The organism is Gimesia fumaroli (genome assembly GCF_007754425.1).
Taxonomy (GTDB): Bacteria; Planctomycetota; Planctomycetia; order Planctomycetales; family Planctomycetaceae; genus Gimesia; species Gimesia fumaroli.
In genome coordinates, this window is the sequence record NZ_CP037452.1 from 6764778 (window position 1) to 6788415 (window position 23638).

Consider the following 23638-nt stretch of genomic DNA (forward strand, 5'->3'; position numbering starts at 1 on the left):
TTAACTATCCCGTTGATTCTTATTACACCCCGGATCCAGGGGGACGGGTTTGCCTGTTTTTTCGATCGGGTGCGTGAAGAGATACTTCCAGACATCTTCGTGAATGTAGTTGCCCTTGGCATCTTTGCCGGCATTACCGCCGGGAACGACGGAGGAATGGGCGCGGCGGGTATTCTGTTTCACATCAAAGTCCGTGATCAACCGCCGTGTATTTCCATAAGGGGGCTTTGCTTTATCGACATTGACGATCGGACCAAATTCATGCAGCCCAATCAGTTCCCACGAACGGCAGTAATGATCTGCGGTCCAGCCGCCATCTAAAACATGCGAAAAACCGAAGTAGCGATTTTCAGGTGTCGCGGAAGGGAGCGACTGCCAGTTCTGTAGTTGATCCCGTGGACCACAAAACATAACCACACGGCCGACCTTTTGATGTTTGGCAAAGCGGGCTGCGGTCGTCGAGCCGTGAGAACTGCCCGCCATAATCACATCTTCCCAGCGAAGGTCTTTCCCATCCGGCGTCAGATAATAATCCCATTTGCCTTGTGGATTGTTTTTCGCCAGCCATTTCACAAACTGCAACGCGCGTTCTTTCATGCCATCCGGTTTGGAAATCTCCACCTGATTACTGAAATTTTCTCCGGTTGCTGCTTCCAGACGCACGTTACCCCGGCACGTTTCTCCCACAGGCTGTTCCCGACATATTTTAGAGAACCAGCGGTTGGCGTAATGCACTTGAATGGCATGCAGGCCGTAACTGGAGAGCCGATCGAAGAGCCGGCTGTTATATCCCATCAACCAGATCACCAGTTTGCCTCGCGGCTTGACGCGGGTATCCACGACCGCGTGTTCCAGATCCTGGACTTTCCCTTTCGCTTCAAAAACAAAGTCAATCTCTGGATGCTCTTTTGTTCTCGGATCAATTTCACTGGCACGGGCCGTCAACTTGTATTCCTGTGGCTTGGGATCCGAATAACGGAGCGGCCGTTTTCCTTCAGCCTGAAGCGGGCTGACAAAAACCAGAGTCAATAACACGAGGAAACAGAGCGATTTCAAATGCATGATCTTTCACCAGAATTAAAAGCAGAGAACAGGAAGATAACACGTTTCAAGAATTCTATTATATAGACGCAGGCCACATGAATCCTTACTCCCATCCCTTCATCTGGTGAGAACTTGAAAAAAGAACACAGTCCCGCATATGAAATGGGACAACGCGCAAAAAAACGCGACACACTTTTATAGGAGTGTATCGCGTTTGAAATTTCTTGATGTTGATCTTGAGGCTCTAGAACAAACCGCCGAAGGTATCCAGAAACATGGAGCTGACGCTGGAGGGATCGTCATAATGCCACATGGTACGGATCAGGTCGTACATCATGATCGAGCAAATCACCATCAGCAAAGTGGAAATCCCCAGTGCAGCAAAGGTGCCAGCGCCCCACTCTGGTTCCGGTGCTGTCATCGCTGCCGCACCACGACCACCAAAGGCCGCTGGTGCAACAAATTCGGCATGGCTTTCGCCACTCTGGAACGAGTCATCGAAGTCATCGTCGTCTGCATCGTAAATATCGTCGAAGTCATCGTCGTCTTCATCAAAGACATCCGAGATGGCATCGTCGCTGGCGAAATCATCGTCATCCTCGAACATGGCAGACTCGCTGTCTTCGTCGTCGGAATCCAGAATGACTGAACCCGATGAGCCTTCCATATCATCGTCGTCGCCCAGCATTAATACGCTCGTATCGGCGCTCGAATCGGACAGGTCAAAACTGCTGTCTTCATCATCGTCTAAAGACGGAATTTCCAGAGTCGCATCTTTATCTGTAGACATCATGGGAGCGGTCTTATCGACGTCTTCTACATCAAACGGCTCCAGAGAAATTCCACTGTCGGCGGTGATGGAAATATCACTGCCCGTGTCGTCCTCCAGAGAAATCCCGCTTTCGTCATCATCCACCAGAGAGATGCCACTTTCGTCAGCTCCTTCCAGTGAAATACCACTGTCCAACGGGCCGGCGAGTGAGATTCCACTGTCCGATGCCAGAGAGATGCCGCTGTCTTCTGCCAGAATGGAAGAGTCGTTTGCTTCATCAGAAACCAGAGCGACATCGCTGTCACTACCGAGATCAAAGTCTTCATCAGCGATTAAAGCCACATCACTTTCGCTGCCTGCGATATTGGAATCATCGGCTACCAGTTTCACATCACTGTCACTGCCGGAATCCAGATCAAGCATATCAAATTCAGGTTCTGAATCAGCATCGACCAGTTTCACATCGCTGTCACTGCCCATGTCAATGCTGGAATCGTCTGTTAGACGCACATCGCTGTCGGAATCTTCTCCGACGGCTACCAACTCTGGTTCGCTGTCCAGAGTCAGGTCATCACCATCATCAACGACCAGACGCACGTCACTGTCGGAACTACTCAGTTCCACGGGTTCATCATCGTCATCATGGACACTACCCCGAATCACAGTGGCCTGCTCGCCGACTTCATCTTCATCAATGACACTTCCATTTCCTTCATCCAGTTCATCCCCTTCGAGGATCGCAGAACCGAACAAGTCGTCGTCATCATCGTCTTCAGAAAACAGAGGAATGGCAGGATCGGAATCAGCCTGACGAGAACGACCTAATTCCTCGATGTCTTCCATGCGAAATTTCCATGCACCCCGATCTGCAAACCCGCGAATATCACCTGCTTCTCTCAAGCGGTTTAATTCGTCTTTTTCCATTCCCAGCTCTGCTGCTGCTTCTTCGAGGTTCAGATATTTTTTGGCCATTGTGGCACGACTCCGACATCAATGATGTAAATTAAGAATTGAGGATGTGTTTATCGTCATCGGACGCTGGACTGCGAAATTTCAGTGGTATCAACCCTGAAATTGAGTAGACGAACGCCTTTGCGAAGAACTTACGGGTTCTTTTAATAATGTCAGCGACATCAACCACTTCTTAATGAATCCTGGCAAGAACCAGAATTTATGATCAAGAAGTTTTCCGAACCCCTTTATTTATCTATTTTTATTCTAAATTAGAACCGGTCTGTTGCAAGTACCTTCTTGACGAATCGATCGTTCTTCCACAACAATTCCTAGCCGAACCATATGTCCACTTTTGACAGGTTCCAATTACCTAAGACAGATCGATTAAACAGGTTATAGCGAATCCGCCTCATGCACTTGCTCAACGAGGGGCAAGCTTGCCACTTGGTACGACTTCAGACCGTGATGAACCGGACATTTATTGGCCCAGTTCACGCTTCAATGCGGCTAATTCGGATTCGATCTCTTCAGAGCGGGAAGAAGTCAGTGAAGGGGCTTCGTCAGAAGTTTCCGGGGTGGCTTGTGCGGAAGTTTCTGTCAGTCCTGCTTTTTCCGTTAATTCCAGCTGCTTGCGCTTTGCTTCTGCCAATCGTGCCTGCAAGGCATGCAAGGTGGTCGTCAAATGTTCGCAAGTCGCAACCGCAGCCTGATGTTGCTGTTCAAGTCCCGCCATCAAGTCTTCGATTTCCTGTTTGCGAACCAGCGAATTGCGTGCTTCGGTTTCATCCCCCATGGCGAGCGAATTCTTCGCGGCCTCTTTCCAATGAAAGACCTGCTCCTGATGCTCTTGCAGTTCTTTCTGGATTGCCTGTTCATTCGCCTTAGCTGTTTTGACACTTCGATTGGCGCCTGCGAGGCCTTCATTCATCTCGGCAATAATCTGCTCGATCTCTTTGACGGGATCAGCGGCATTATCAAGTAAATGAGTCAGATTACAGGTAACAATGTCAGTGAGCCGACTGAAATAGCTCATTCCCCTCTTCTCCGTACTGTAGTAAATGGTTCATGAAAAGAACGCGAATTCGAAGGCCCTGGGTTGAGTCAACGCAATTCGCGAATGTCGGGTTCATTTATTTCTTGAGATCTCAATAATTAAAGTATCTTGACTAATTCTGCTGTGAGCCCGTCACTCCCAGTAACTTCAATTTTTCTCGTAATTTCTCTCGGGCCAGCCTTAAACGACTTTTCGCAGTCGCCAGATTGGTCTCCATGACCTCCGCGACTTCGTTCAGTGTCAATTCGGAATAATGGTGCAGGGTAAAGGTTAAACGCTGATCTTCCGGAATTGTTCCCAGCAGCTCGTCCACAATCAATGCCAGTTCTTTGATATTGGCTTTCTCTTCCGGCGATACGACTTCACTGGCCAACCGATTCAACGAATCGTCTTCATCCGCTTTTTTACCGGTATAGGCCTTGATCAGTGCATCGTGTGATCGACGGCGGATATTGTCGATCAACAGATTTCGCGCCACACGGTACATCCAGCCACGAAATCGCCCTTGAGGCAGATAGTCCCAGGATTGATTGTAAACCCGCAGCAGAGTTTCCTGTGAAAGGTCTTCGGACAGCTGGGAATCACGCGTATTCCGGAAAAAAAAGCCGATCAAAGGACCCTGATATTTTTCTACCATCTCATCAAAGGCGCGCAGCTCACCACTTTGAATGCGAATCATCAATTGATCGTCTTCGTTCATGGTGCCCTTTCCGGAGAGAACGCGCTGGCCTTCAATACTGGCAGACAAGCTGACCGGAATCGTCGCTTCTGCCTGTAAATAGAAACCGGCACATCGCTGCTTTCTAGAATGATATTCTAATATTGTGATCAGATATCCTGTAGAATTCACGTCTAAACCGCTAACATTTCGGTGTTGAATTACTTTTCACTCAAATCAGTAGCAAAATCAGCAAAACTTCTACCCGTCATGGACTATTGTGAGCAGCTATTGAGTACCGCAGGATATTGTTGTGTCGACTACGGAAACTGTCAAAATCGAATTGAACTACGGCTTTACCGGAGAATTTCGTTGTGAAATCGATCCGGAGCGGCTGATCTGGTATCATCAGGCACCAGAGGCGTTAGCAGACGTATTACAGTCAACAGAGCAGGTGCTGAAAAACCCTCTGGAACTTCCCCCGTTGGATTTAGCTGTCGTCCCGGGAGATAAACTCACCATCGCCGTTGATTTCCAGGTTCCCGCTGTCAGCGAAATCATCAATGCCGTCTGGGAGTTTCTCTCTGACTGTGGCATTGAAGCCGGCGACGTCACCATTCTGCAGACACAATCCGGCGATCCGGAACTGCATCAGAAATTAAAAGTCGCCATCACTAAAGAACTCCAGGAGCAGGCACAGTGGGTCATTCACGATCCAAAGAGTCAGGAGTCCCTCGGCTACCTGGGGACCTCAGCCGGAGGCGAGCGGATTTATCTCTCGAAACATTTACTCGAAGCCGACTTCATCCTGCCGATTGAACTGGTGAGCTTCGATCCGCTGATTGGCTATGCCGGGGGAGGCAGTTCCATCTATCCCGGCTTTTCTTCACAGGAAGCCATCGTCAAAAGCCGAGGGCAATCACACCGGGAACTCACTCCCAAAGAGAGCCGTCCTCTGCGTCAGCTCATTGATGAAGTGGGCTGGATGCTGGGCTTGCAATATAGCCTGCAGGTCATCCCCGCGGGTGGGTTACAGATTTCCGAAATCTGTTTTGGCAGTCTGGAAGCCTCCTTCCGAAAAGCAAAAGAGCTTCTGGATCAGTCTTGGAAATTGGAACCGGAATACAAATCGGAAATGGTCGTACTTGCCGTTGAAAATGGCCCGGCAGGGCACCAATGGAATCAGTTAGGCCGAGTTCTGGAAACAGCTCGTAACCTCGTCACGCAGGATGGTCGCGTTGTCCTGCTGACGCAAATCGAAGCCGAATTCGGCGAAGGCATGCAGATTCTTTCCAGCTGCCATGAACCCCTGGATGCGATCAAGCCACTGCGCGATAAACAGCCCGGCGATCTCGTGGCAGCCACCCAGATGGCGCTCACCGGGGACTGGGCTCTGATCTGCCTGCTGAGCAAAGCCAGCAGCGACGATGTCGAAGACCTGTTTATTATTCCGCTCGAAGATGAAGCCGAAGTCCAACGCCTGCTGCAGACAGACGAAACGGTTTCCTTCATCGCCTCGGCACAACATGCCTACGGGCAACTCAAACAGGATTAGTGTGAAGTCAGCGAACGCCCTGTTTTAGGTTACGGGTAAGCCTGCTGCTTTGAGGACCGTTTCCTGTACGTGATAGTCGTGATCGTACGAAAAGTCGATATCCTTTTCGCGGCGGATGATCCGCGCCATATCGGCCACGTCGTCAGTGTAGCGCGTGTAGCCGTCAAATTTGATGTCCTGCTGTCCTTTGCGGAATTTTCCTTTCGCGTTGGACAGGGTTAAACTGGCAGCCGGCCTGCCGAATGGTTGCAGATGAAAAGTGCCTTCTGAGCCACACACGACAATGTGTCTGCGATCAAAGCCGTTGACTTCATTGCAACTGGATTTAACTGTCGCCAGTGCTTTGGGATAGCTGAAGATCGCCAGCATGTTATCCTGTAACGTGTCGTCAATCTCGGATGCATGCTGTGAGAATGCGGTAACTTGTTCCGGCCTGCCGAGAATCTGGACCACCAGATCAATCACATGGCAACCCAGTTCAAACATCATGCCTCCCGGCTGAGGTTCCAGTTTCGTGCGGCTGGCGGCGTCCATTTTTTTACTGATCACGGTATGCACCTCAAACGGCTCGCCGAGCCAGCCTTTTTTCAGCAGGTCGCGCAGCAGCACCATTCCCGGGTTGTAGCGATACATGTATCCCATCTGCAGTAGCAGATGTTTTTGTGCGGCCTGATCCAGAATCCGTTTGAAGTGCGGCAACGAGAGTCCCGCTGGTTTATCCAGGTGAATGTGCTTGCCTGCGGCGATGCAGGTTTCGGCTGTGGTCAATAGATCGGGCACCAGTGTTTCTACCGCGACGGCCTGCAGGCCGTCGATATTCAGCAGTTGTTCCTGCGTCAGAAAAGGGAGCCCCTGATAAATGCCCGTCGATTCTGCGTACTTACGTAAATTCGGATCAGGTTCGACCACCCCCACAACTTCGTATTCATCCGACTTGCGAAAGGCCTGCATTTTTCCGCCCGCATGCGGATGACCGACGCCAATCTGCCCGACTTTGATTTTCTTCACGATACGATTCCTTTGAGGGAGTGTCCCCGACTATTTGGATTTCACTTCACGGAGTAAGCGGATGGTTTCTGCCACCATTTCTTCGCCCCCTCCCGGCTGAATGACCGAATTCATCGGCTCGTAGCCGCCTCCTTGATAAGAGAGTCGGGTCGGTATATAAACCGGATCATTACTGTTGGAGAGTTCGATGACCATCGTCTGGCGATACGGAGAAAGACGTTTGATCGTCAATCCCAGGTCAACAAAGACCTCGCCCGGCAATCCGACGATGGCCGTGTCTTCACCAATCTGGAAGACCTGGATTTCAATCGGAATCGTTTTCCCCGCTCCGGCAAGACTCACGGAAGGTTTTCGTTGAGGATCGGTAAACAACGATTCTATTGAACCCTGTTGCAGCAGATCCAGATAAATGATTTTAAACGCTTTGACTTTTTCCAGCGTCGGAATCTTCTCGTTATTTTCAATGCGTTTAATTGTGGTCCGCGCTTCTGCTAAATCTTCACTGGAATATGACTGCATCGGAATCTGCAGCACAGACCGTCCAAAGGCCAGATCCGGTTTGACTGGCTGCAAGTCTTTCATCGCCGTCAGAAACGTTTTGCCTAACTGGCTGCCGATAAAATCGGGACGATTACGTTCCTTCACGCGCGGATTGACATGGTTGATATCGCCGCAGGTTCCCGCACCGAAGGCGGAAAGGAATTTGGGATTCAGTTCCGATTTCAACATACGTTCCAGATAGGCGGGAAAGTCGGCACTGCATTTGTCTCCGCCCGTCGTATCCAAGTGCAGGGCATAGACACTCAAAGCACCCACCGGTTTTCCTTCTGGAGAACGAAACATCAGAATGTCCAGCTCCGGATCAATGGGCCCTGCAGAACGCACGACGTTCTTGTTTCGAAAGTTGGCCCAGGTGCTGATGGTTCCGTCTTTCATGACGAACCGGCGATTAAAGGCCACGTTTGTTTCTTCACCGGAACCGGTTGACAACTGGAGTGGCTGCAGATTTAGACTCGCATCTACGGCCGACTGGGCAATCGCTTCCACCAGCGCTGCCGGATAAGAGGTCGGTTTCGTCTCTGGTGTTTTACCCTGCTGCGAAAGAATAAAGCGGCAGAGATCTCTGGCATAATCGGGGCCAGTATGCGTGTGCGTGCCGCAGATGAGAACCTGTTCGCCGGGAATTCCGGTTTGAGCTTCAATCCGGTCGCGAACCAGTCCTGCCAGATCTGCCGAGATGCCCAGTATGTCGCAGGCGATGACAGCCAGTCGGGTCTCATCTTGTGAAAAAACCATCGCCTTGGCGTGTAGCGGGTCAAGTGCGCCCGTATTTTTTCGTTCGTGATAATAGCCGCTCAGCGGATAGCCGACGGGCGGCGTGATTTCCACGGAAGCCAGACCGACTTTGAATTCACCGGTCTCCGCCGCAAAGATAGTACTCGAAACGGAAACGGAAAAAAGTACGATAGAGAGAATATGCACGATTCTGAACATCAATTAACTCACTGGAATGACAGGGGGCAGGTAGGAGTCTAGAATAAACGCTACGTTTCATCGTAAACAATCGTCTGAAGAAAAACCACTCATTTTCTCTGTGGAAGGGAACAAGATGCGCCGTTTCCTGGTTCTCGCCTTACTGTTCTGTTGGAATCTGACTCCGGCTGTCGCCTCGACCGACAGACCGAATGTCGTGCTGTTCTTTATCGATGATCTGGGCTGGAGAGATGTCGGCTATATGGGCAGTGATTTCTTTGAGACGCCGCACATTGATCGTCTGGCACAAGAATCGATGCGGTTTTCATCCGCGTACTCAGCAGCACCCAATTGTGCGCCCAGTCGTGCCTGCCTGATGTCAGGCCAGTACACACCCCGGCATGGCGTCTATACAGTCGGAGATCCTGCACGCGGCAATGACCGTTATCGAAAGCTGGTCCCTGCCAAAAACAAAACGGTACTGGACGATAAAATCATCACGATTGCTGACACACTTTCCCAGGCCGGCTATCGTTGTGCCAGTGTCGGGAAATGGCATCTGGGACAGACGCCGCTCTCGCAAGGCTTTCAAGTCAATATCGCCGGCAACCGGACGGGCAGCCCTCGCGGCGGTTACTTCAGTCCTTATAAAAACCCGCAACTCGCTGACGGAAAGCAAGGCGAGTATCTCACCGATCGCCTGACCGATGAAGCCTGTGAATTCATCAAAGCCAAAGCAAAGACTCCCTTCTTTCTGTATCTGACACATTACGCCGTGCATACGCCGCTGCAGGCCAAACAGGCGGACGTCGAATATTTCCAATCCAAGCCGCCAGGAAAACTGCATCAGCATGCAACGTATGCCGCGATGATCAAAAGCATGGATGAAAGTATCGGTCGCGTTTTGGAAACGTTGAAAGCGCAACAGCTGGAGCAGAACACTATCATCATTTTCACCTCTGATAACGGTGGCTACGGACCAGCAACCAACATGCAACCGTTACGCGGTTCCAAAGGCATGTTGTATGAAGGAGGCATTCGCGTTCCCCTGGTCGTGAAGTGGCCAAGGGTAACCAAAGCGAATAGCGCCAGTGAGGAACCAGTCATCAACGTGGATCTTTATCCCACTCTGTTGGAAATGACGGGAACACCCCATCCGAAGGACTATGTATTGGACGGCACTAGCCTGGTTCCCCTACTGAAAGATCCACAAAGTCAATTGAAACCCCGTTCGTTGTTCTGGCACTTTCCCGCTTATCTGCAAAAATACAAAGGCATGCAACAACGTTTTCGGACCACACCAGTTTCGGTGATCCGACAAGGCGACTGGAAGTTGCTGGAGTTCTTTGAAGACGGACATCGGGAACTCTATAATACGCGACTCGATATCAGCGAAACGATGAATCTGGCAGACAGCCATCCTGAGAAAGCAAAACAATTAGCGACGGCGCTGCATGACTGGCAGAAGCAGGTTCACGCAGCAATCCCTTCGGAACCTAACCCTCAATATCGTTCGAGGAATGAATCCAACGAAAAATAGAAATGGAAGTCGAGACAGAGCATGATGTGGGAAGATATTCTTAAGGATTTTATATACCTCTGGGCCGTCATCGATCCGATTGGATCCATCCCGGTATTTATCGCCGTCACTTCCGGAACGAGTGCGGCAGTGCAGCGTCAGATTGCGTTCCGCGCCATTCTGACGGCGGCAATTGTTTTGATTGTATTTATTCTCGGAGGCCAGTTATTACTGGACGCATTAGAGATCCCGCTGGCCGCCTTTCAGATCGCCGGCGGGATGGTGTTGTTTCTGTTTGCGCTGACGATGATTTTTGGTGAAAGCAAGCCGGAAGCAGAAATTGAAGAATCACACAAAGTGAATGCGCATCAAAGCAAGGCCATCTTCCCTTTGGCGATTCCGTCGATCGCCTCACCGGGGGCGATGATGGCGGTCGTCTTAATTACAGACAACCATCGTTTTGAACTCAGCCAGCAACTGATTTCTACACTGACCATGTTAATCGTCTTGTTGATTACCCTGGGATTCCTGTTATTGGCAGGGCCGATTCAAAAAGTCATCGGCGATTCCGGTGCCAGTGTGGTCAGTCGGATCGGAGGCTTAATTCTGGCTTCCGTAGCCGTCGATAGTGTTTTGAGTGGAATTAAAACGTACTTCGATATTCAAATACCTGGTTGAATCTGAAAGCGGGATCTGAAACAAGGGGGCGCTCATTCGAAATTCGCATCAGTTGAGTATGATCCTGCTGCCCGCCTTGGCCATGTCTGTTGGCTGGGGGTTCCGTGGTAATTATGGCCACGAGGCTGGTGCGATGGTTCCCGGTGCCCTGGTCGCGTTAGCCGTCTGTCTTACATCCCGTCGTCCCGACTGGTGGAATCGGGCCACCATCATGGCATTTCTTGGTGCGATCGGCTGGGCGTTCGGCGGCCAGATGAGCTACGGCCGTGTCATTGGATATACTGCTGGTTCCGAGTTGATTGATGTCACCTATGGATATGCCAGCCTGTTTTTAATTGGCGCCCTCTGGGGCGGTATCGGGGCCGGTATTCTTGCGTTATCACTCACACTGAAACGCGCGGAGCTGGAACAGTTTTCTTTTCCACTCGGCTTTCTTTGGATCTTCTGGCTGGCGATGGATTTGAGTGGACTATCAGAATATTTGCATGAACTGTGGAACTCCTACGATGTAGACTGGGTTGCCGCAGTTTCTGCCGTACTGTTGTTTCTGATGCTGTATCGTGCCCGGCCTGATTTTCACCGTCCCTGCCGGTTTCTGCTGTTACTTTCACTCGGCTGGTTAGCCGGTTTTTTCATTCTGACGCCTGTTCTGGGTTTAAGAATGACGCCCCCGCGCGGTGATAACTGGGCAGGATGCGTCGGCCTGTATGTTGCACTCGTTTTCTATTTGAAACGAGAACAGAACAATGCCGCACTGCGTTTGTCCGCTTATGGCTTTCTGTTTGGCGGGATCGGATTTCTGCTGGGCGACTTTATCAATATGCTCGGTCGCGGTCAGTGGTCCATTCTGGGAAGCTGGCCGATGCTGCAAGGTCTGGATTACTGGAAATGGATGGAACAGTTTTTCGGTCTAGTCATGGGGGCCGGCATCGGGTGGGGCGTGCAAAGCCTGATTACCCAGCCATCAGGTCAGGAACAGCAATTAAGCGGCATGGATTCTAACGAAACCGATTCACGAATACTCGCGGCTCCTGAAGAAGATACCAATACACGCGGCATGAATTTTATTGGACTGATTTTTCTGCTGGTGATTCTGCCGTGGAAGAATCTCCACAAAAATGTCATTCAATGGCAGAAAGAAAAATGGATTCCCGAAGAATTCTGGAACCTGCCCGGCGGCTTCTGGTTTCTGGTCGTGGGACTGCTGTTTTCACTGGCAATCATGGCAGCAATCTGGGAAGCCAGACGTCAGAAACTGGCATTGGTTCCCGATTCGAACCTGGGCCGTGCACAATGGCTGTTCCTGTTAGTTCTCTGGATGTCACTCGCGGGCGATTTCAGTAAAGCATTGCCTCGCCTGGCAGAAAGATCTGTGTTTCTGGTACAGATTTCGTTCTGGATCACCGGGGCACTCTGCACCCTGTTGGTAGTGCGGCTGAAAGAAAGCGATCAACGGCTGCCCGATCAAGGGCTCAGTTGTTCTGATCGACGTTGGTCACTGAGCCCCATGACTAAACTGTTTTCGATCATACTGACCGCCACGTTAATTACTTCAGCCGGCTGGCTCACCATTCAGACGCATGATGAGCCGTTACCGGGAAGTCACTTACGCTTTGAGAACCCGAATACCGACTAGACTGTGTCCAGTTTTACTGTAGCGTCACCAAGACCATTTGGACCGAGTATCTTAGATCGAGACACGCTATAGTAAAATGTGATGCGCTCTAGTGGAGTATTGTGGGGTTCGGATCCCAACCTGCTACGACGGCATCTGGTGCAAGTACGAAGATTTCAACGCGGCGATTTTTCTGCCGTGCGGAATCATTCTGATTAGGTACCACCGGCTGAAACATACTGTATCCGGCAGAACCCATCCGGTCCTGTTTCACACCAAACTTGGAAAGTGAAAGCACCACCGAGTTTGCCCGGTTCGTGGATAAATGCCAGTTTGTAGGATGACGCCGTTGCGTATTTGCTTTCGAGATCGGTTTGTCATCTGTATGCCCCACAACCAGGACATTCAGGCGTGATGCATTGCCGTCATTCATGATTGCAGCAAACTGATTCAGAATTTCTTTCGCTGCAGGCTTCAGGACGTCACTACCGGAATCAAACAGAAGGTCTGAATGAAACTTACTGACCCCCGTATTCGGGTCGAATTCGAAATCGGGATATTTGTCTGCCAGTTCCTGGAAGCGGCGAGTGCCTTCGCCATCAAGGGGGCTCGGCTGGCCTTTTGCTTTTTTCATCAGGCTCACATAACGCTGCTGCATTTCAGAACGTTCGGAGTTCAAATTGTCCAGCCGCTTGTTAGCGATGTTCAAATTGGATTCCAGCGACTGGCTGCGCATTGCCAGTTGATCGCGCTCATGCTGCAGTGCGTTCGCAGACTGCTGAAACTGGTCACGTTGCATTGCCAGTTCCATGTTTTGATCATAAAGCTGTTGTGAACGGTACATGCTCTGACGCAGTTGCGCATTGGGGCCACGCTTACAGGCCGTCTGAGTCATAGTAAATAAACACACTGCGCTAAGCAGGCATACCCGTACGATGATGGGCATCTTCGGTGCTCCTTTATCTCACTCTGAATAGAATCACGATTCCAGTTGCGCAAGCTTTCATGAGAATGGCACCACAGGTTATGTAGAGACATAGCATGAAGATTCACACAATCTTGAAAAGCCAGGCTGATTCAAGGAAAGATGAATGGAATAAAAAATCAATTTTAATGGGTTGGTAGGTTTTGAGATGTGATATGCGATTGCATATCCTGCCGGGCAATTAAATTCGTAGTGTGAAGTGAGAGAGGTTTACTCATTCAAAAGCCAACAGAAGCGGATTTATATCGCGTCTGGTTTATTGTGCCAAGAGCAACATGATCAAAAAAAGACGGATTTTAAGAGTTTGAAATATCTACAAAACAGGGGAGATACAGGAGAATCTCGCGACAAGCACAGGGGGTAAAAAACAAAAACAGGTGAGGCATGACAACGAGTCAAACGCCACCTGTTTTGTTGGAGAGTTAGATTCAAATGCAACAACCGAAAACAGTTCCGTAAATTAAAGCTTCGCCTGGAGCCGTTTCAAATCCTGTTCGAGTAGCTTAATCGCTTCTGCCACATTTCTTCGGGCAACCAGAGAAGCCTTGTTTTGAGACAGATCCAATTTAAAGTTTTTCAGAGCCCGTTTTGTCTTACGGATCTTTTCTGCTGTTGATAATTCGGGGGGCGCTTCTTCGTCAACAAAGCAAGTCTGACAGATAGCGTCACCCGGCTTGAGGGCATCAACGGGCGCTGAGGTCATTTCAGATTCTGTGTAAGAATCTTCTTCAGCCTGCAACGCCATGGCGTTTTCTTTCTGTTGCTTTTTTAAATTGATCGCATACATATCCAGAATTTCCTGGAGTGAATGCTTATAGGTACCTGAAATTTCGGAAATGACGGGGCCGCCAGCATACTCATATTCACGATAGACCCAATAAGGACCTTCTTGCTGTTTGTGTTTCAAGGAGGCGTCCTGTGCCTTCTGAATCTCGGGTAACAACAAAGCAATGAGAACGGCTATTGATGCAATAGCCACCATTAATTCGATTAGGGTAAAGCCTCTTTTCATTCCTCTCTTCTTAGATGGGAAGTCACTCACCATCTCTCCTTATAAAACAGATTGACAATATGCTCATCAAACAGTTTCGAGCACATACTTTGAACGCCCGGAGTTATAAGGGCACATGTTTAAGAGAATGTTGCTGTTTGATGATTATCGTGATTTAGACTCAAAGCGAATCATGTGCCAAAGCAGAAATGCATCATCTTGGACAAACAGAAATATATCCCTATGTGCTTAATGTATAATGAGATAAGACCATCGTTTTACTCAGTGTTTAACCGGGATTTATTTTTTGATTCATCAAAGAAACACCGTCATAGTTTGAAGTTGCCTGATTCTTGAGCACTCTGATTTACTGAAGTCTCAACTGTAGATTATGAACCAGTGTAAGCTTGACCCGGACTTCACTGGCATAACCATTTCAAACAGGACCGGAGGGTAAGAAAAGAATTTCGTGCACAAACTAGAGCCACTAAAGAGGGGGGCTTACTACTGTATTGTTTCTGTTTCCTGTAAAATAAACGCTCTTGAGATAAATCAATAACATCCCCACCACTCATCTGGGGATGAACCGGGATCAGTAGTTGGATTGACAGCAAAGAGGAGACTCACTTGAAAAGAATTCTGGGACTGATCGTCTTAGCAGCGGTGCTGATCGCCGCATTAATCCTAAGTCAAAATCGATATGTGCCTCTGAAGGTCTCAGGCTTTCTGGAAGCAGATGACATTCGTCCCGGTTCACGCGTGGGGGGGCGAGTCAAACAGGTTCTGATCGAAGAAGGCCAATCGGTTTCCAAAGGTGAATTGCTGTTTGAACTGGAACCGTATGACTTACTGGAGCGACGTGCCGAAGCAGTCGCCGGATTAGCCGAAGCGAAAGCTAATTACGAAAAGCTGGTGGCCGGCTTTCGAACCGAAGAAATTGCCAAAGCTCAGGCCCAGGTGGATCAACTCAAAGCACGGTTAACCTTATTAGTGAACGGCCCCCGACAACAGGAAATCGATTCTGCCGTCGCAGAATTGCAACTGGCGGATGCAGAGTACCGGCTGGCAAAAGCAAAACAGACGAGGATCGAGACACTGTTTGCCAAAAAATCGGCCTCGAAAGATGAGCTGGATACAGCGAACACCGAATTGCAGGCAACCGCCGCCAGAAAAGAGGTCCGACAGAAGGCCCTTGATTTATTAAAAGAAGGAACGCGAATAGAAGAGATTGAAGAAGCCCGCGCTAAGTTAAAGCAGGCTGAAGAAGACTGGCAATTATTGAAAAATGGAAATCGCCGCGAAGACATCGCACAAGCGAAAGCAGCTGTGAACAAAGCGGAAGCGTCGTTACAAGTCATCGATGATCAGATCCAGGAATTGAAAGTCTTTTCTCCGCTGGATGGAACAATCGAAGCGGTTACCTTACAACCGGGAGACCTGGTTGGCAGCAATGTTCCTGTCATTTCCATTCTCGACTGGAATCACTTATGGGTGCGCTGCTACGTGCCCGAGAATCATTTGGATATTCATATCGACCAGGAAGTGGATGTGACCATTGACAGTTACCCTGACAAAGTCTTCAAAGGACGCGTCACTTTTGTCTCACGTCAGGCCGAGTTTGTGCCACGCAACGTACAGACTCCTGAAGAACGTTCAAAACAGGTATTTCGCATCAAAGTCAGAATTGAAGGTCAGGACAAGTTGCTCAGGCCAGGGATGTCCGCAGATGTCTGGTTAGACAAAAAGGACACCAGACCATGAGCTCTGTGATCCAACTCAATCGACTCACACGCAATTTTGGCTCACTCCGCGCCGTCGACCAGGTAAGCTTCGAAGTTGAACGGGGTGCTATCTTCGGCTTACTCGGCCCGAACGGGAGCGGAAAATCAACGATCATCCGCATGCTGTGCGGGGTTCTGCAGCCCACGGGAGGATCGGCGCACGTCTTAGGCTTTGACGTCGCACATGATGCAGAACAAATCAAACGCCAGATTGGTTATATGTCGCAGAGTTTCAGTCTGTATTCCGATTTGAGCGTACGGGAAAACATCGAATTTTATGGTCGTATCTATGGGCTCAGTCCCGAGAAACTGGAACAGCGATTTCAGGAGATTATCGAACTAACCTCACTGGGCGATCGGCTGGATCAACTGGCCGGCAGTTTGTCCGGCGGCTGGAAACAACGTCTGGCTTTGGGCTGTGCCCTGATCCATGAACCACAGGTTCTTTTTCTGGATGAACCAACAGCGGGCATCGATCCGGTCGCACGGCGGGATTTATGGGACCTGCTGTTTGACCTGGCCGGGCAGGGCGTCACACTGTTCGTCACCACACACTATATGGACGAAGCCGAACGCTGTAGTGATGTCGGGTACATTTATGATTCACGGTTGATCGTCTGTGGAAAACCGGATGAATTAAAGCATTTGCCCAGTGTTACCCCAGAGGGGACCGCCCGCTTTGAAATTGAAACGGTTGACCCCGCCACCAAACTGGCCACCTTTCGCGAATTGGACGGCGTGCAGGACGCGACGCTCTTCGGTCAAACCATTCATGTGCTGGCAGACCAGCGTTTATCAGAAACGGACCTGCTCCAGCAAATTGAAGAAGAACGGGAAACAGCCCAGATCAGGCCGATCACCCCCTCACTGGAAGATGTCTTTGTCACGTTAAGCCGAGCAGAGGGGCTGAATCATAGTGATATAGATCGGTCGACACAGACACCAGTAGAAGTCTGTCCGAAACCGACGAGCCCCAAGTCGCCAGAATCGGAAATCGTGTCGGAAGACCAGCTCATCAGGAAAAAGCCGGCTCCCACGCGCGCAAGTCTCATGGCGGGCTTCTGGGCGATTCTGGTCAAAGAATTTTCGCACGTCCGTCGTGAACCGGCAACGCTTCTGTTCGTGTTTGCTGTTCCGGTGTTACAGACGATCATTTTTGGTTTTGCCATTGATACGCAAATCGAAAATATTCCGACGGTCATCTATGACCTGGATGGACGCTCCAGTGCGCGCGAATTAAGAGACACCTTTGCCAATACGCGCACGTTTCAGATTATCGAACGCGTCTTTGATGAGGATGCTTTCCATTACGCACTCCAGTCGGGCAAAGCAAAGGTCGGAGTCATTATTCCCCCCGACTATTCGGATCGCCTGCTACGAGGAGAGCAGGTCTCGGTTCAGGTACTGATTGACGGCAGCGATTCGCAGGTCGCAACAACCGCGTTGAACGCTTCCAATCTCTTGGGGCTGAATCTCTCGACCCAAATGGCGAAACAGTTTGCCGAGACTCTGCCCCGGGTTCCTGCCCGCGATGCCCAAGGCGCCGCGGCGCTACCGCTCGAAGTCAGGCCGCGTCTGTTGTACAACCCGGACCTGGAAAGTTCGCACTTTTTTGTCCCCGGTCTGGTGGGGATTATTTTACAGCTAGTCACACTGTTTCTGACATCATTCGCAATCGTCAGAGAACGGGAACTGGGAACGCTGGAGCAACTGTTCGTGACTCCGGTCAGTAAATCCGGCTTGATGCTGGGGAAACTGGTTCCATATGCATTGATTGGTTTTGTCGAAACGTTGATCGTGTTAACCGTCATGGTCTTCTTTTTTGGCGTTCCCATTCATGGATCTCTCTGGGAATTATTAGTTCTGTCTCTCTTATTTCTGGTTTGCGGCCTGGGATTGGGAATGCTGGTCTCCACCGTTTCCCGCACGCAATTGCAGGCGGTTCAGTTCGCGTTTCTAATTATGCTGCCTTCCGTTTTATTATCGGGCTTCATGTTTCCGCGTTCTCAGATGCCGCTTCCCATTTATCTCTTCACGTTCATTATTCCCGTTACTTATTTCCTGGAAATTCTGAGGGGGATTGTTTTGCGCGGTGCAGATATCACCGATTTACTGCCGCATATCGCAGGACTCACCCTGTGTTGCATCGCTATTATTGGCATCAGTTTAAAGAGATTCCAAAAGCAGCTATCATAAGGAGACCTGAGAATTGGTTAGCCGTAATAAAAACGGTAAGATAATATTGAAATCAACGCCCGGAGATTGATTTCTCCGGTCTCGTAACCAGCACGACCATCCCGCAAACCGTTCACTCCACTTCGATCTCCCCCTACAGGAGCCTGCAAATTATGAGATTATGTCGATACCAGTTTAAAAATAAGATTTCTTGTGGGTTCTACTCGGAAGACTCAATCATCCCATTGAGTGCTGCTGCAGAAATGGCAGGAATCGTCGTAGAAGAACAGGCTGGCCTCCTTCCATTTCTCCCCGGAGGCGCGCAACACGAAACGGTATTGACCATCGAACAACAGCTGAAACAGTCCATGGATGAAGAACTGTTTCCAATCTCCATTCCAATTGAAGATGTCGAATTGCTGGTGCCCGTTCCCAATCCGTCCAAACTCCTGCTGCTGGCCGGCAACTATTCCAAACATATCGAAGAAGGGGGCGGCAAAGCTGAGGAACGACAAAAAACATTTCCCTATGTCTTTATGAAACCGCCCACCACAACGCTGACGCATCCCGGACAGCCAGTCAAAATTCCCGCAGTCTCCCCCGATCATATTGACTGGGAACTGGAACTGGGCATTGTCATCGGCAAAGCCTGTAAAGACGTCTCAGAAGCAGAGGCACTCGACTACGTCGCCGGTTATACCGTCATCAATGACATCTCTGACCGAATATTCCGACCGAACCCGGAACGCACCCAGCGCGAGAAAGACGGCTTCTTTGACTGGCTGCACGGAAAATGGCATGATACGTTTTGTCCGATGGGACCGTGCATCACTCCTGCCAGCGAAATCGAAGATCCTCAGACGCTTAAAATGAAACTGTCAGTCAATGGAAACGTAGAACAGGATTCCTCGACGGCAGAAATGATTTTCCCCGTCGCCGCCATCATCGAATTCATTTCCAGCTTTGTGCAACTCGAACCAGGTGACATTATTTCCACCGGCACCCCCAGTGGTGTCGGCGCTTCGAAGAATAAGTTCCTCAAAAACGGCGATGAACTGCACGCTGAGATTGAACAGATCGGCGTCTTGAAAAATCCGGTCGTCTGAATGTCGTTTCTACATCACGGCACGAACCAACATGTATCATGAGAGTTGCTGGCAGCAGAACGGCTTGATTGTTCTCGTTTCGACCACACGTTTCACATTTCTACAACAGGTTCTGCGCGCTGATATTGAAAACTTGAGAGAATATCGTTTTTTAAACCTAAATGGAGACATGGTTTATGCCGATTCGCCTCAAATACTGCGCAAATGGCACATCTGTTGCATTTATCCTGAGATAAGACAAACGAAAAAATATGGGTTGTTGCCTTCATTCAATTGGGGATGCGGGCAGACAACACGGTTCTTATCAAGGAGACAAGACCATGAAACGTGCACTGACGATCGCCACGCTGGCGTGTAGTGTGTTACTTGTAGGCGCAATGAATACCAGTGAGGCTAGACCGCGTTATCGAAGTTATCAACGACATTTTGAACGGAACTACCGTCAGGCTAGACGGAATTACCGTAATGCGGGCCGCCGCTACAGAAATCACTATAACCGATATTCCAACAGGTATAACAACCACTATTACCGCGGGAATGGGGCCGGATTTTATACGCCCGGTTTCGGTTTCTATTATGGATGGTAATCCATGTTTTTAATAACTCCGCCTTGATCAGGTTTTAGCTGATCTTGTCGGGCCGGTTCCTGTTCCCCAGGATCAATCAGGCACGTTTTCTCAAGTCTCTCATTCATTTGGTTCGGCCCGATCATTTGATTGAGAGGCTTGTTTTTTTATTTCTCATCCTTCGGCAATTCCTGCCTGACGTCTCGATTTTCCTGTCCTCAGTTTGATGTCGGTTGATGCGTTTTCGGGACGGTTTTCAACCCTCGCTAAACAGCTCTAAAAAAGCTTCGTGTCTTAAGCTTTTATAATTTAATGAGTTAAGCAAATGATTGTTGTATGAAACCGTTCTGGCACACTTATCGCGTTTCTTCTTATTACGGCAGACGGATAAGTTGGTGATGAGTGATGGAATCTCAACCGTACTGCAATCGAGTGTCTGACACTAAGCGAGGACGCTTTTCATAAATTCGACAGCACTCAGTTTGATTCATTTTTCCAAGGAGAGAAACGATGCAAAGCAAAACAGATGCGGTTAACCAGGCTCAGTCAAAACCGAACAAGAAATCGAAGGCATTAAAACTGGTTCTCTGTATGGGACTGGTAATGGGGAGTACCCTGTTGTTAATGCCAACTCAACAGGCCGAAGCAGGTGGCTGTTATTCAGGCTACGGATATGGCGGCTATGGTTATTCCTATCCGAGTTACGGCGGCTATTATAATTCCTATCCCTCATATGGATCTGGTGGCTTCTATTATAGTAGCCCCTCATTCGGGATCGGCATTTATAGTGGCGGACGCGGATACGGTGGATACCGTAGCGGCTATCGAGGCGGCTATAGAAGTGGTCACCGCGGTCACGGCCATCATGGCGGACATCGCGGTCATGGTCACCACGGCCATCACTAAATTTGGCTTCGACTCCGATTTAAAAACGGTTTGAAAGTGTTCAGGCTCTGTTCTTCGTGAACAGAGCCTTTTTTAATATGCTGCGGGGAACCAGAGCAGCAACACAGGTGTCTTAAAGAATCAGAGACTCCCCATGAACTGCGAAAAAAGGGGAAACAAACCAGCCAGAACCAGCTTTCAGGCGATTCGAACCCCGGTTTGAGGCCCCAAATCTGGCCTGGAGCTAAGAAAAAGATTCAAATCCTGCTTGCGAAAGGCTTTAAAAGGGAGAACCGCCTCGCTAGAATACCCTTTCCCCATCGGGGATAGGCACCCCTAGCTCAATTGGATAGAGCATCGGTTTACGAAACCGAAGGTTGCAGGTTCGAACCCTGCGGGGTGTACTTCATATCTCACGCTGAGAAAACCACTTACAACCCAAAGGCCTTCGTCACCCCGACGAAGGCCTTTGGCATTCCCCCCACTTATCCCCGTAGGGTCAATTTATTCAGCCGCGCGTTAAACTCTTTAATAATCTGGCTTTCTAATCGGTTGATACCATCCATTCTTGACTGACTCTCATCCTACGCTGGTAAGATAGGAGACTTTCGAGTTGGATTTCTATAGAGTGTGCATACCGCGATTGCAGAAGAAACTGAATGAGATGATCAGAATCACTACGCCGCTTTGCGATAGAAATAGTTCATCATCCCGCCAAGTCGTTCGCGGCACTCAATCTCACCATCGCTTTGGCCAACTTCCTCTCCTGGTTCAATGATCTGATGATCAAATCCCTGGTGATTCCGCTCTTTGTGATAATGAATCAAGTACTCCTTCACTGCATTTCTTAATGAGTTCTCACCAAAGAATATCATTCTGTCGAGGCACTCTGATTTGAGCGAGCGAAAGAAACGCTCAATGAAAGCATTCAGATTAGGAGACCGTGGTGGCAAGACAATCGTCTAAATATCTGACTGGTTTAAGATCATTTGAAATGACTCAGAAAATGTCGTATCTCGATCCATGATTAATTTTTGCTTCTCACGCAGGAATCCTTCATCCTCATCTGTCAGATTTCTGGCAATCTGTTTGATCCATATCTCGTGTGGATTCATCGTACAACCGGCAAATTGCACTCTCCGAGTCTTCAGTTCCATTACAAACAACAGATAGAAGGTCACAAGACCACCTTTCGTCCAGACTTCCACTGTGGTGAAGTCGATTGCTGCTAATACCTCCAAGTGGGTCTTAAGGAATGTACTCCATGTTTTCTGGCGTTTCCGATCAGGTACTGGTTCGATACCCTCCTTTTTGAGAATATTACGTACTGATTCGTCAGAGATTTTGTAGCCCACATTTACGACAGCGTCAGCGATCCGGTCATATCCCCAGGCAGTATTTTCTTTTGCGATTCGAATCACGAGTTGCTTAATCTCATCAGATAATCTGGGTCTACCTGATTTTCTCTTGCCTCGATTAGAACAATCCCATTTCATGGTTACCAGCTTTTTATGCCAACGAAGAATGGTATCAGGTGTAAACAAGGTCCCCACTTCCGCAAGTCGCTTTCGGCCTAAGACCTTTCCTTTAACGGCAAGTCTTCGGCGCTGATCGTCATTTAGTAAAATGCGTTTTTTACCGTGTTTCTCTTTGAGAACCTGACTCTCAGTTCTCAGGTATTCAATCACATCCTGTTGCTGCTTGTTAACCCAACCCGCGATTATGATGACGAACAGTTGCCAAGGTTGAAGGATGAATTTCATAGAAAGCTCATAGGTGTAAAAACAGATTCTGAAAATCCAATGATCGGTCTGGCTCTTTGTAATAACGTAAGGAAGATACCCGTTACGATGTCCTGTCCGTGGACGAAAAACCGTTTTATGGAATACAAAAGAAACAGGCAGGTATGGAGCGTTATACACGAGGCATTTTCTGGTTATTGATGCTTGGTGCCATTGAGACATCCGTCTTCTTTCTCGTTTCTTTATCTGTATCGCAGTGCCCCTGTGGCTTTCCAGCTGACGGTTGCAAGGGATTCGGAACCTCAAAGTGTCGGTGATGTGCCGGGCACATCGCACACGCGGACTCGGCCTTGGTCGCAAAGAACTGCTGCATCTCTTCGTCGGAGCAGGTTGGGTACAGTGGGCGGTAGGCTAAGAACTTATTCCAGACGTCGCTCAATCCATACTTCTCGTTAACGAGGTGGATGTAGGCCAGTTGCGGACACTTCCAGATTTTCCCCTCGTAGATCTGGGGGCACTGCTTCGCAACGCAAATTTTATAGCTTTTTTCTGGATCGCCATCATCATAGGGAACCATGTCGCCTCCAAACCCCTCAAACGTAGTACGCCAGGTCTTCGCAGACGCCCGCATTGTGAGCTTAAACTTGTACTGCTGTTGCCACTGGTCGAGCAGTTCCCGTACCGGTTTCAGCTTTTCGGTGTACTCGGGACCGTCGTGGTGCACCGAGACGGCTAGATCGCACTGAGTCTGCTGCAAAATTTTTGGCAGGTCGGGATGCTTCTGTAGGAAAAATCCGTTGGTAATTAATCTCAACTGGGTCAATGGCCACTGCTTGCGGCACTCGCGAACAATCCCGCAGAGTTCTTTATTCAATGTTGGCTCGCCGCCCAGAATGGAAAAGAACTTCGGAGTCATCCGACCGCTCCACTGCATCATCTGTGAGGTGATATCCGACAGCGAAACATTTTTGCCGACTTTCATATCAGAGAAATGCGAACAACTCTTACAATGCAGGTTGCAGGCATAGGTAGCGTGGATCTCTAGATTAGGAATAGCTAACATCGAATTTCCTTACT

The 23638-nt window shown here is 49.3% G+C and carries 20 protein-coding genes and 1 tRNA gene; 10 read left to right on the plus strand and 11 right to left on the minus strand.

All coding sequences use genetic code 11. The features are described 5' to 3' along the window. The 4 genes from Enr17x_RS25530 to Enr17x_RS25545 form a co-directional block, all read right to left on the minus strand. Window positions 1-1062, minus strand: coding sequence for a BPSS1187 family protein (locus tag Enr17x_RS25530; RefSeq protein WP_145312660.1), 1062 nt, complete (start codon window positions 1060-1062; stop codon window positions 1-3). Between the two features lie 226 nt (window positions 1063-1288). Then, a complete protein-coding gene (locus tag Enr17x_RS25535) occupies window positions 1289-2788 on the minus strand; it encodes a helix-turn-helix domain-containing protein (RefSeq protein ID WP_145312662.1) in 1500 nt (499 codons plus the stop codon). A gap of 460 nt (window positions 2789-3248) precedes the next feature. After that, complete coding sequence (locus Enr17x_RS25540) at window positions 3249-3803, minus strand: PspA/IM30 family protein (RefSeq protein ID WP_145312664.1); 555 nt, start codon at window positions 3801-3803, stop codon at window positions 3249-3251. A gap of 133 nt (window positions 3804-3936) precedes the next feature. Then, window positions 3937-4674: an RNA polymerase sigma factor gene (locus Enr17x_RS25545; protein ID WP_232100858.1), complete on the minus strand. Its 738-nt coding sequence runs from the start codon at window positions 4672-4674 to the stop codon at window positions 3937-3939. A gap of 121 nt (window positions 4675-4795) precedes the next feature. Between Enr17x_RS25545 and Enr17x_RS25550 the strand changes: the two genes are divergently transcribed. After that, window positions 4796-6037, plus strand: coding sequence for a lactate racemase domain-containing protein (locus tag Enr17x_RS25550; protein WP_198000799.1), 1242 nt, complete (start codon window positions 4796-4798; stop codon window positions 6035-6037). A 24-nt stretch (window positions 6038-6061) separates the two neighbouring features. Here the strand turns inward: Enr17x_RS25550 and Enr17x_RS25555 are convergent, their stop codons facing one another. Then, a complete protein-coding gene (locus tag Enr17x_RS25555; RefSeq protein WP_145312668.1) occupies window positions 6062-7045 on the minus strand; it encodes a Gfo/Idh/MocA family protein in 984 nt (327 codons plus the stop codon). A gap of 30 nt (window positions 7046-7075) precedes the next feature. After that, complete coding sequence (locus Enr17x_RS25560; protein ID WP_145312670.1) at window positions 7076-8539, minus strand: neutral/alkaline non-lysosomal ceramidase N-terminal domain-containing protein; 1464 nt, start codon at window positions 8537-8539, stop codon at window positions 7076-7078. Between the two features lie 115 nt (window positions 8540-8654). On the opposite strand from Enr17x_RS25560, the gene Enr17x_RS25565 reads away from it, so the two are divergent. From Enr17x_RS25565 to Enr17x_RS25575, 3 genes are read left to right on the plus strand one after another with little or no spacing between them, the layout of a single operon-like run. Next, window positions 8655-10058: a sulfatase gene (locus tag Enr17x_RS25565; protein WP_145312672.1), complete on the plus strand. Its 1404-nt coding sequence runs from the start codon at window positions 8655-8657 to the stop codon at window positions 10056-10058. Between the two features lie 24 nt (window positions 10059-10082). Continuing rightward, complete coding sequence (locus Enr17x_RS25570) at window positions 10083-10715, plus strand: MarC family protein (protein ID WP_145314182.1); 633 nt, start codon at window positions 10083-10085, stop codon at window positions 10713-10715. 58 nt (window positions 10716-10773) lie between these two features. Further along, on the plus strand, window positions 10774-12351 hold the full coding sequence (locus Enr17x_RS25575) for a hypothetical protein (RefSeq protein ID WP_145312674.1): 1578 nt from the start codon (window positions 10774-10776) through the stop codon (window positions 12349-12351). An 88-nt stretch (window positions 12352-12439) separates the two neighbouring features. On the opposite strand, the gene Enr17x_RS25580 is transcribed toward Enr17x_RS25575, so the two are convergent. Beyond that, on the minus strand, window positions 12440-13276 hold the full coding sequence (locus Enr17x_RS25580; protein WP_145312676.1) for an OmpA family protein: 837 nt from the start codon (window positions 13274-13276) through the stop codon (window positions 12440-12442). A 499-nt stretch (window positions 13277-13775) separates the two neighbouring features. Further along, complete coding sequence (locus Enr17x_RS30300) at window positions 13776-14327, minus strand: type II secretion system protein (RefSeq protein WP_198000801.1); 552 nt, start codon at window positions 14325-14327, stop codon at window positions 13776-13778. A 606-nt stretch (window positions 14328-14933) separates the two neighbouring features. On the opposite strand from Enr17x_RS30300, the gene Enr17x_RS25590 reads away from it, so the two are divergent. The 6 genes from Enr17x_RS25590 to Enr17x_RS25615 all read left to right on the plus strand — a co-directional run bounded on the left by Enr17x_RS25590 (window position 14934) and on the right by Enr17x_RS25615 (window position 21223). Next, window positions 14934-16067, plus strand: a complete 1134-nt coding sequence (locus Enr17x_RS25590) for an HlyD family secretion protein (protein WP_145312680.1) — start codon at window positions 14934-14936, stop codon at window positions 16065-16067. After that, window positions 16064-18283, plus strand: coding sequence for an ABC transporter permease (locus Enr17x_RS25595; protein WP_145312682.1), 2220 nt, complete (start codon window positions 16064-16066; stop codon window positions 18281-18283). Before Enr17x_RS25590 ends, Enr17x_RS25595 begins: the two co-directional genes overlap by 4 nt. A gap of 152 nt (window positions 18284-18435) precedes the next feature. Next, the gene (locus Enr17x_RS25600) at window positions 18436-19368 is read left to right on the plus strand and encodes a fumarylacetoacetate hydrolase family protein (RefSeq protein ID WP_145312684.1); all 933 of its coding nucleotides are present in this window, start codon (window positions 18436-18438) and stop codon (window positions 19366-19368) included. 320 nt (window positions 19369-19688) lie between these two features. Next, window positions 19689-19955 (plus strand): hypothetical protein, encoded by a 267-nt coding sequence (locus Enr17x_RS25605; RefSeq protein WP_145312686.1) that lies wholly within the window; start codon window positions 19689-19691, stop codon window positions 19953-19955. A gap of 489 nt (window positions 19956-20444) precedes the next feature. Then, window positions 20445-20840 carry a hypothetical protein gene (locus tag Enr17x_RS25610; RefSeq protein ID WP_198000802.1) on the plus strand — a complete coding sequence of 132 codons (396 nt, stop codon included), beginning with the start codon at window positions 20445-20447 and terminating at the stop codon, window positions 20838-20840. A gap of 309 nt (window positions 20841-21149) precedes the next feature. Next, window positions 21150-21223 (plus strand) — tRNA-Arg (locus Enr17x_RS25615). Between the two features lie 273 nt (window positions 21224-21496). On the opposite strand, the gene Enr17x_RS30305 is transcribed toward Enr17x_RS25615, so the two are convergent. From Enr17x_RS30305 to Enr17x_RS25630, 3 genes are all read right to left on the minus strand, one after another. Further along, a complete protein-coding gene (locus tag Enr17x_RS30305; protein ID WP_198000803.1) occupies window positions 21497-21772 on the minus strand; it encodes an integrase core domain-containing protein in 276 nt (91 codons plus the stop codon). A gap of 9 nt (window positions 21773-21781) precedes the next feature. Then, window positions 21782-22582: a helix-turn-helix domain-containing protein gene (locus tag Enr17x_RS25625; protein WP_145312690.1), complete on the minus strand. Its 801-nt coding sequence runs from the start codon at window positions 22580-22582 to the stop codon at window positions 21782-21784. A 151-nt stretch (window positions 22583-22733) separates the two neighbouring features. Next, window positions 22734-23624: a radical SAM protein gene (locus Enr17x_RS25630; RefSeq protein WP_145312692.1), complete on the minus strand. Its 891-nt coding sequence runs from the start codon at window positions 23622-23624 to the stop codon at window positions 22734-22736. Window positions 23625-23638 lie beyond the last annotated feature (14 nt).

What these genes read in the sequence shown, in the direction of transcription:
- Enr17x_RS25610 (WP_198000802.1), top strand. Translation starts at nt 20,445, where the DNA reads ATGCAAAGCAAAACAGATGCGGTTAACCAGGCTCAGTCAAAACCGAAC.
- Enr17x_RS25530 (WP_145312660.1), bottom strand. Translation starts at nt 1,062, where the DNA reads ATGCATTTGAAATCGCTCTGTTTCCTCGTGTTATTGACTCTGGTTTTT.
- Enr17x_RS25630 (WP_145312692.1), bottom strand. Translation starts at nt 23,624, where the DNA reads ATGTTAGCTATTCCTAATCTAGAGATCCACGCTACCTATGCCTGCAAC.
- Enr17x_RS25540 (WP_145312664.1), bottom strand. Translation starts at nt 3,803, where the DNA reads ATGAGCTATTTCAGTCGGCTCACTGACATTGTTACCTGTAATCTGACT.
- Enr17x_RS25570 (WP_145314182.1), top strand. Translation starts at nt 10,083, where the DNA reads ATGTGGGAAGATATTCTTAAGGATTTTATATACCTCTGGGCCGTCATC.
- Enr17x_RS25625 (WP_145312690.1), bottom strand. Translation starts at nt 22,582, where the DNA reads ATGAAATTCATCCTTCAACCTTGGCAACTGTTCGTCATCATAATCGCG.
- Enr17x_RS25600 (WP_145312684.1), top strand. Translation starts at nt 18,436, where the DNA reads ATGAGATTATGTCGATACCAGTTTAAAAATAAGATTTCTTGTGGGTTC.
- Enr17x_RS30300 (WP_198000801.1), bottom strand. Translation starts at nt 14,327, where the DNA reads ATGAAAAGAGGCTTTACCCTAATCGAATTAATGGTGGCTATTGCATCA.
- Enr17x_RS25565 (WP_145312672.1), top strand. Translation starts at nt 8,655, where the DNA reads ATGCGCCGTTTCCTGGTTCTCGCCTTACTGTTCTGTTGGAATCTGACT.
- Enr17x_RS25595 (WP_145312682.1), top strand. Translation starts at nt 16,064, where the DNA reads ATGAGCTCTGTGATCCAACTCAATCGACTCACACGCAATTTTGGCTCA.
- Enr17x_RS25580 (WP_145312676.1), bottom strand. Translation starts at nt 13,276, where the DNA reads ATGCCCATCATCGTACGGGTATGCCTGCTTAGCGCAGTGTGTTTATTT.
- Enr17x_RS25560 (WP_145312670.1), bottom strand. Translation starts at nt 8,539, where the DNA reads ATGTTCAGAATCGTGCATATTCTCTCTATCGTACTTTTTTCCGTTTCC.
- Enr17x_RS25535 (WP_145312662.1), bottom strand. Translation starts at nt 2,788, where the DNA reads ATGGCCAAAAAATATCTGAACCTCGAAGAAGCAGCAGCAGAGCTGGGA.
- Enr17x_RS25605 (WP_145312686.1), top strand. Translation starts at nt 19,689, where the DNA reads ATGAAACGTGCACTGACGATCGCCACGCTGGCGTGTAGTGTGTTACTT.
- Enr17x_RS25575 (WP_145312674.1), top strand. Translation starts at nt 10,774, where the DNA reads ATGATCCTGCTGCCCGCCTTGGCCATGTCTGTTGGCTGGGGGTTCCGT.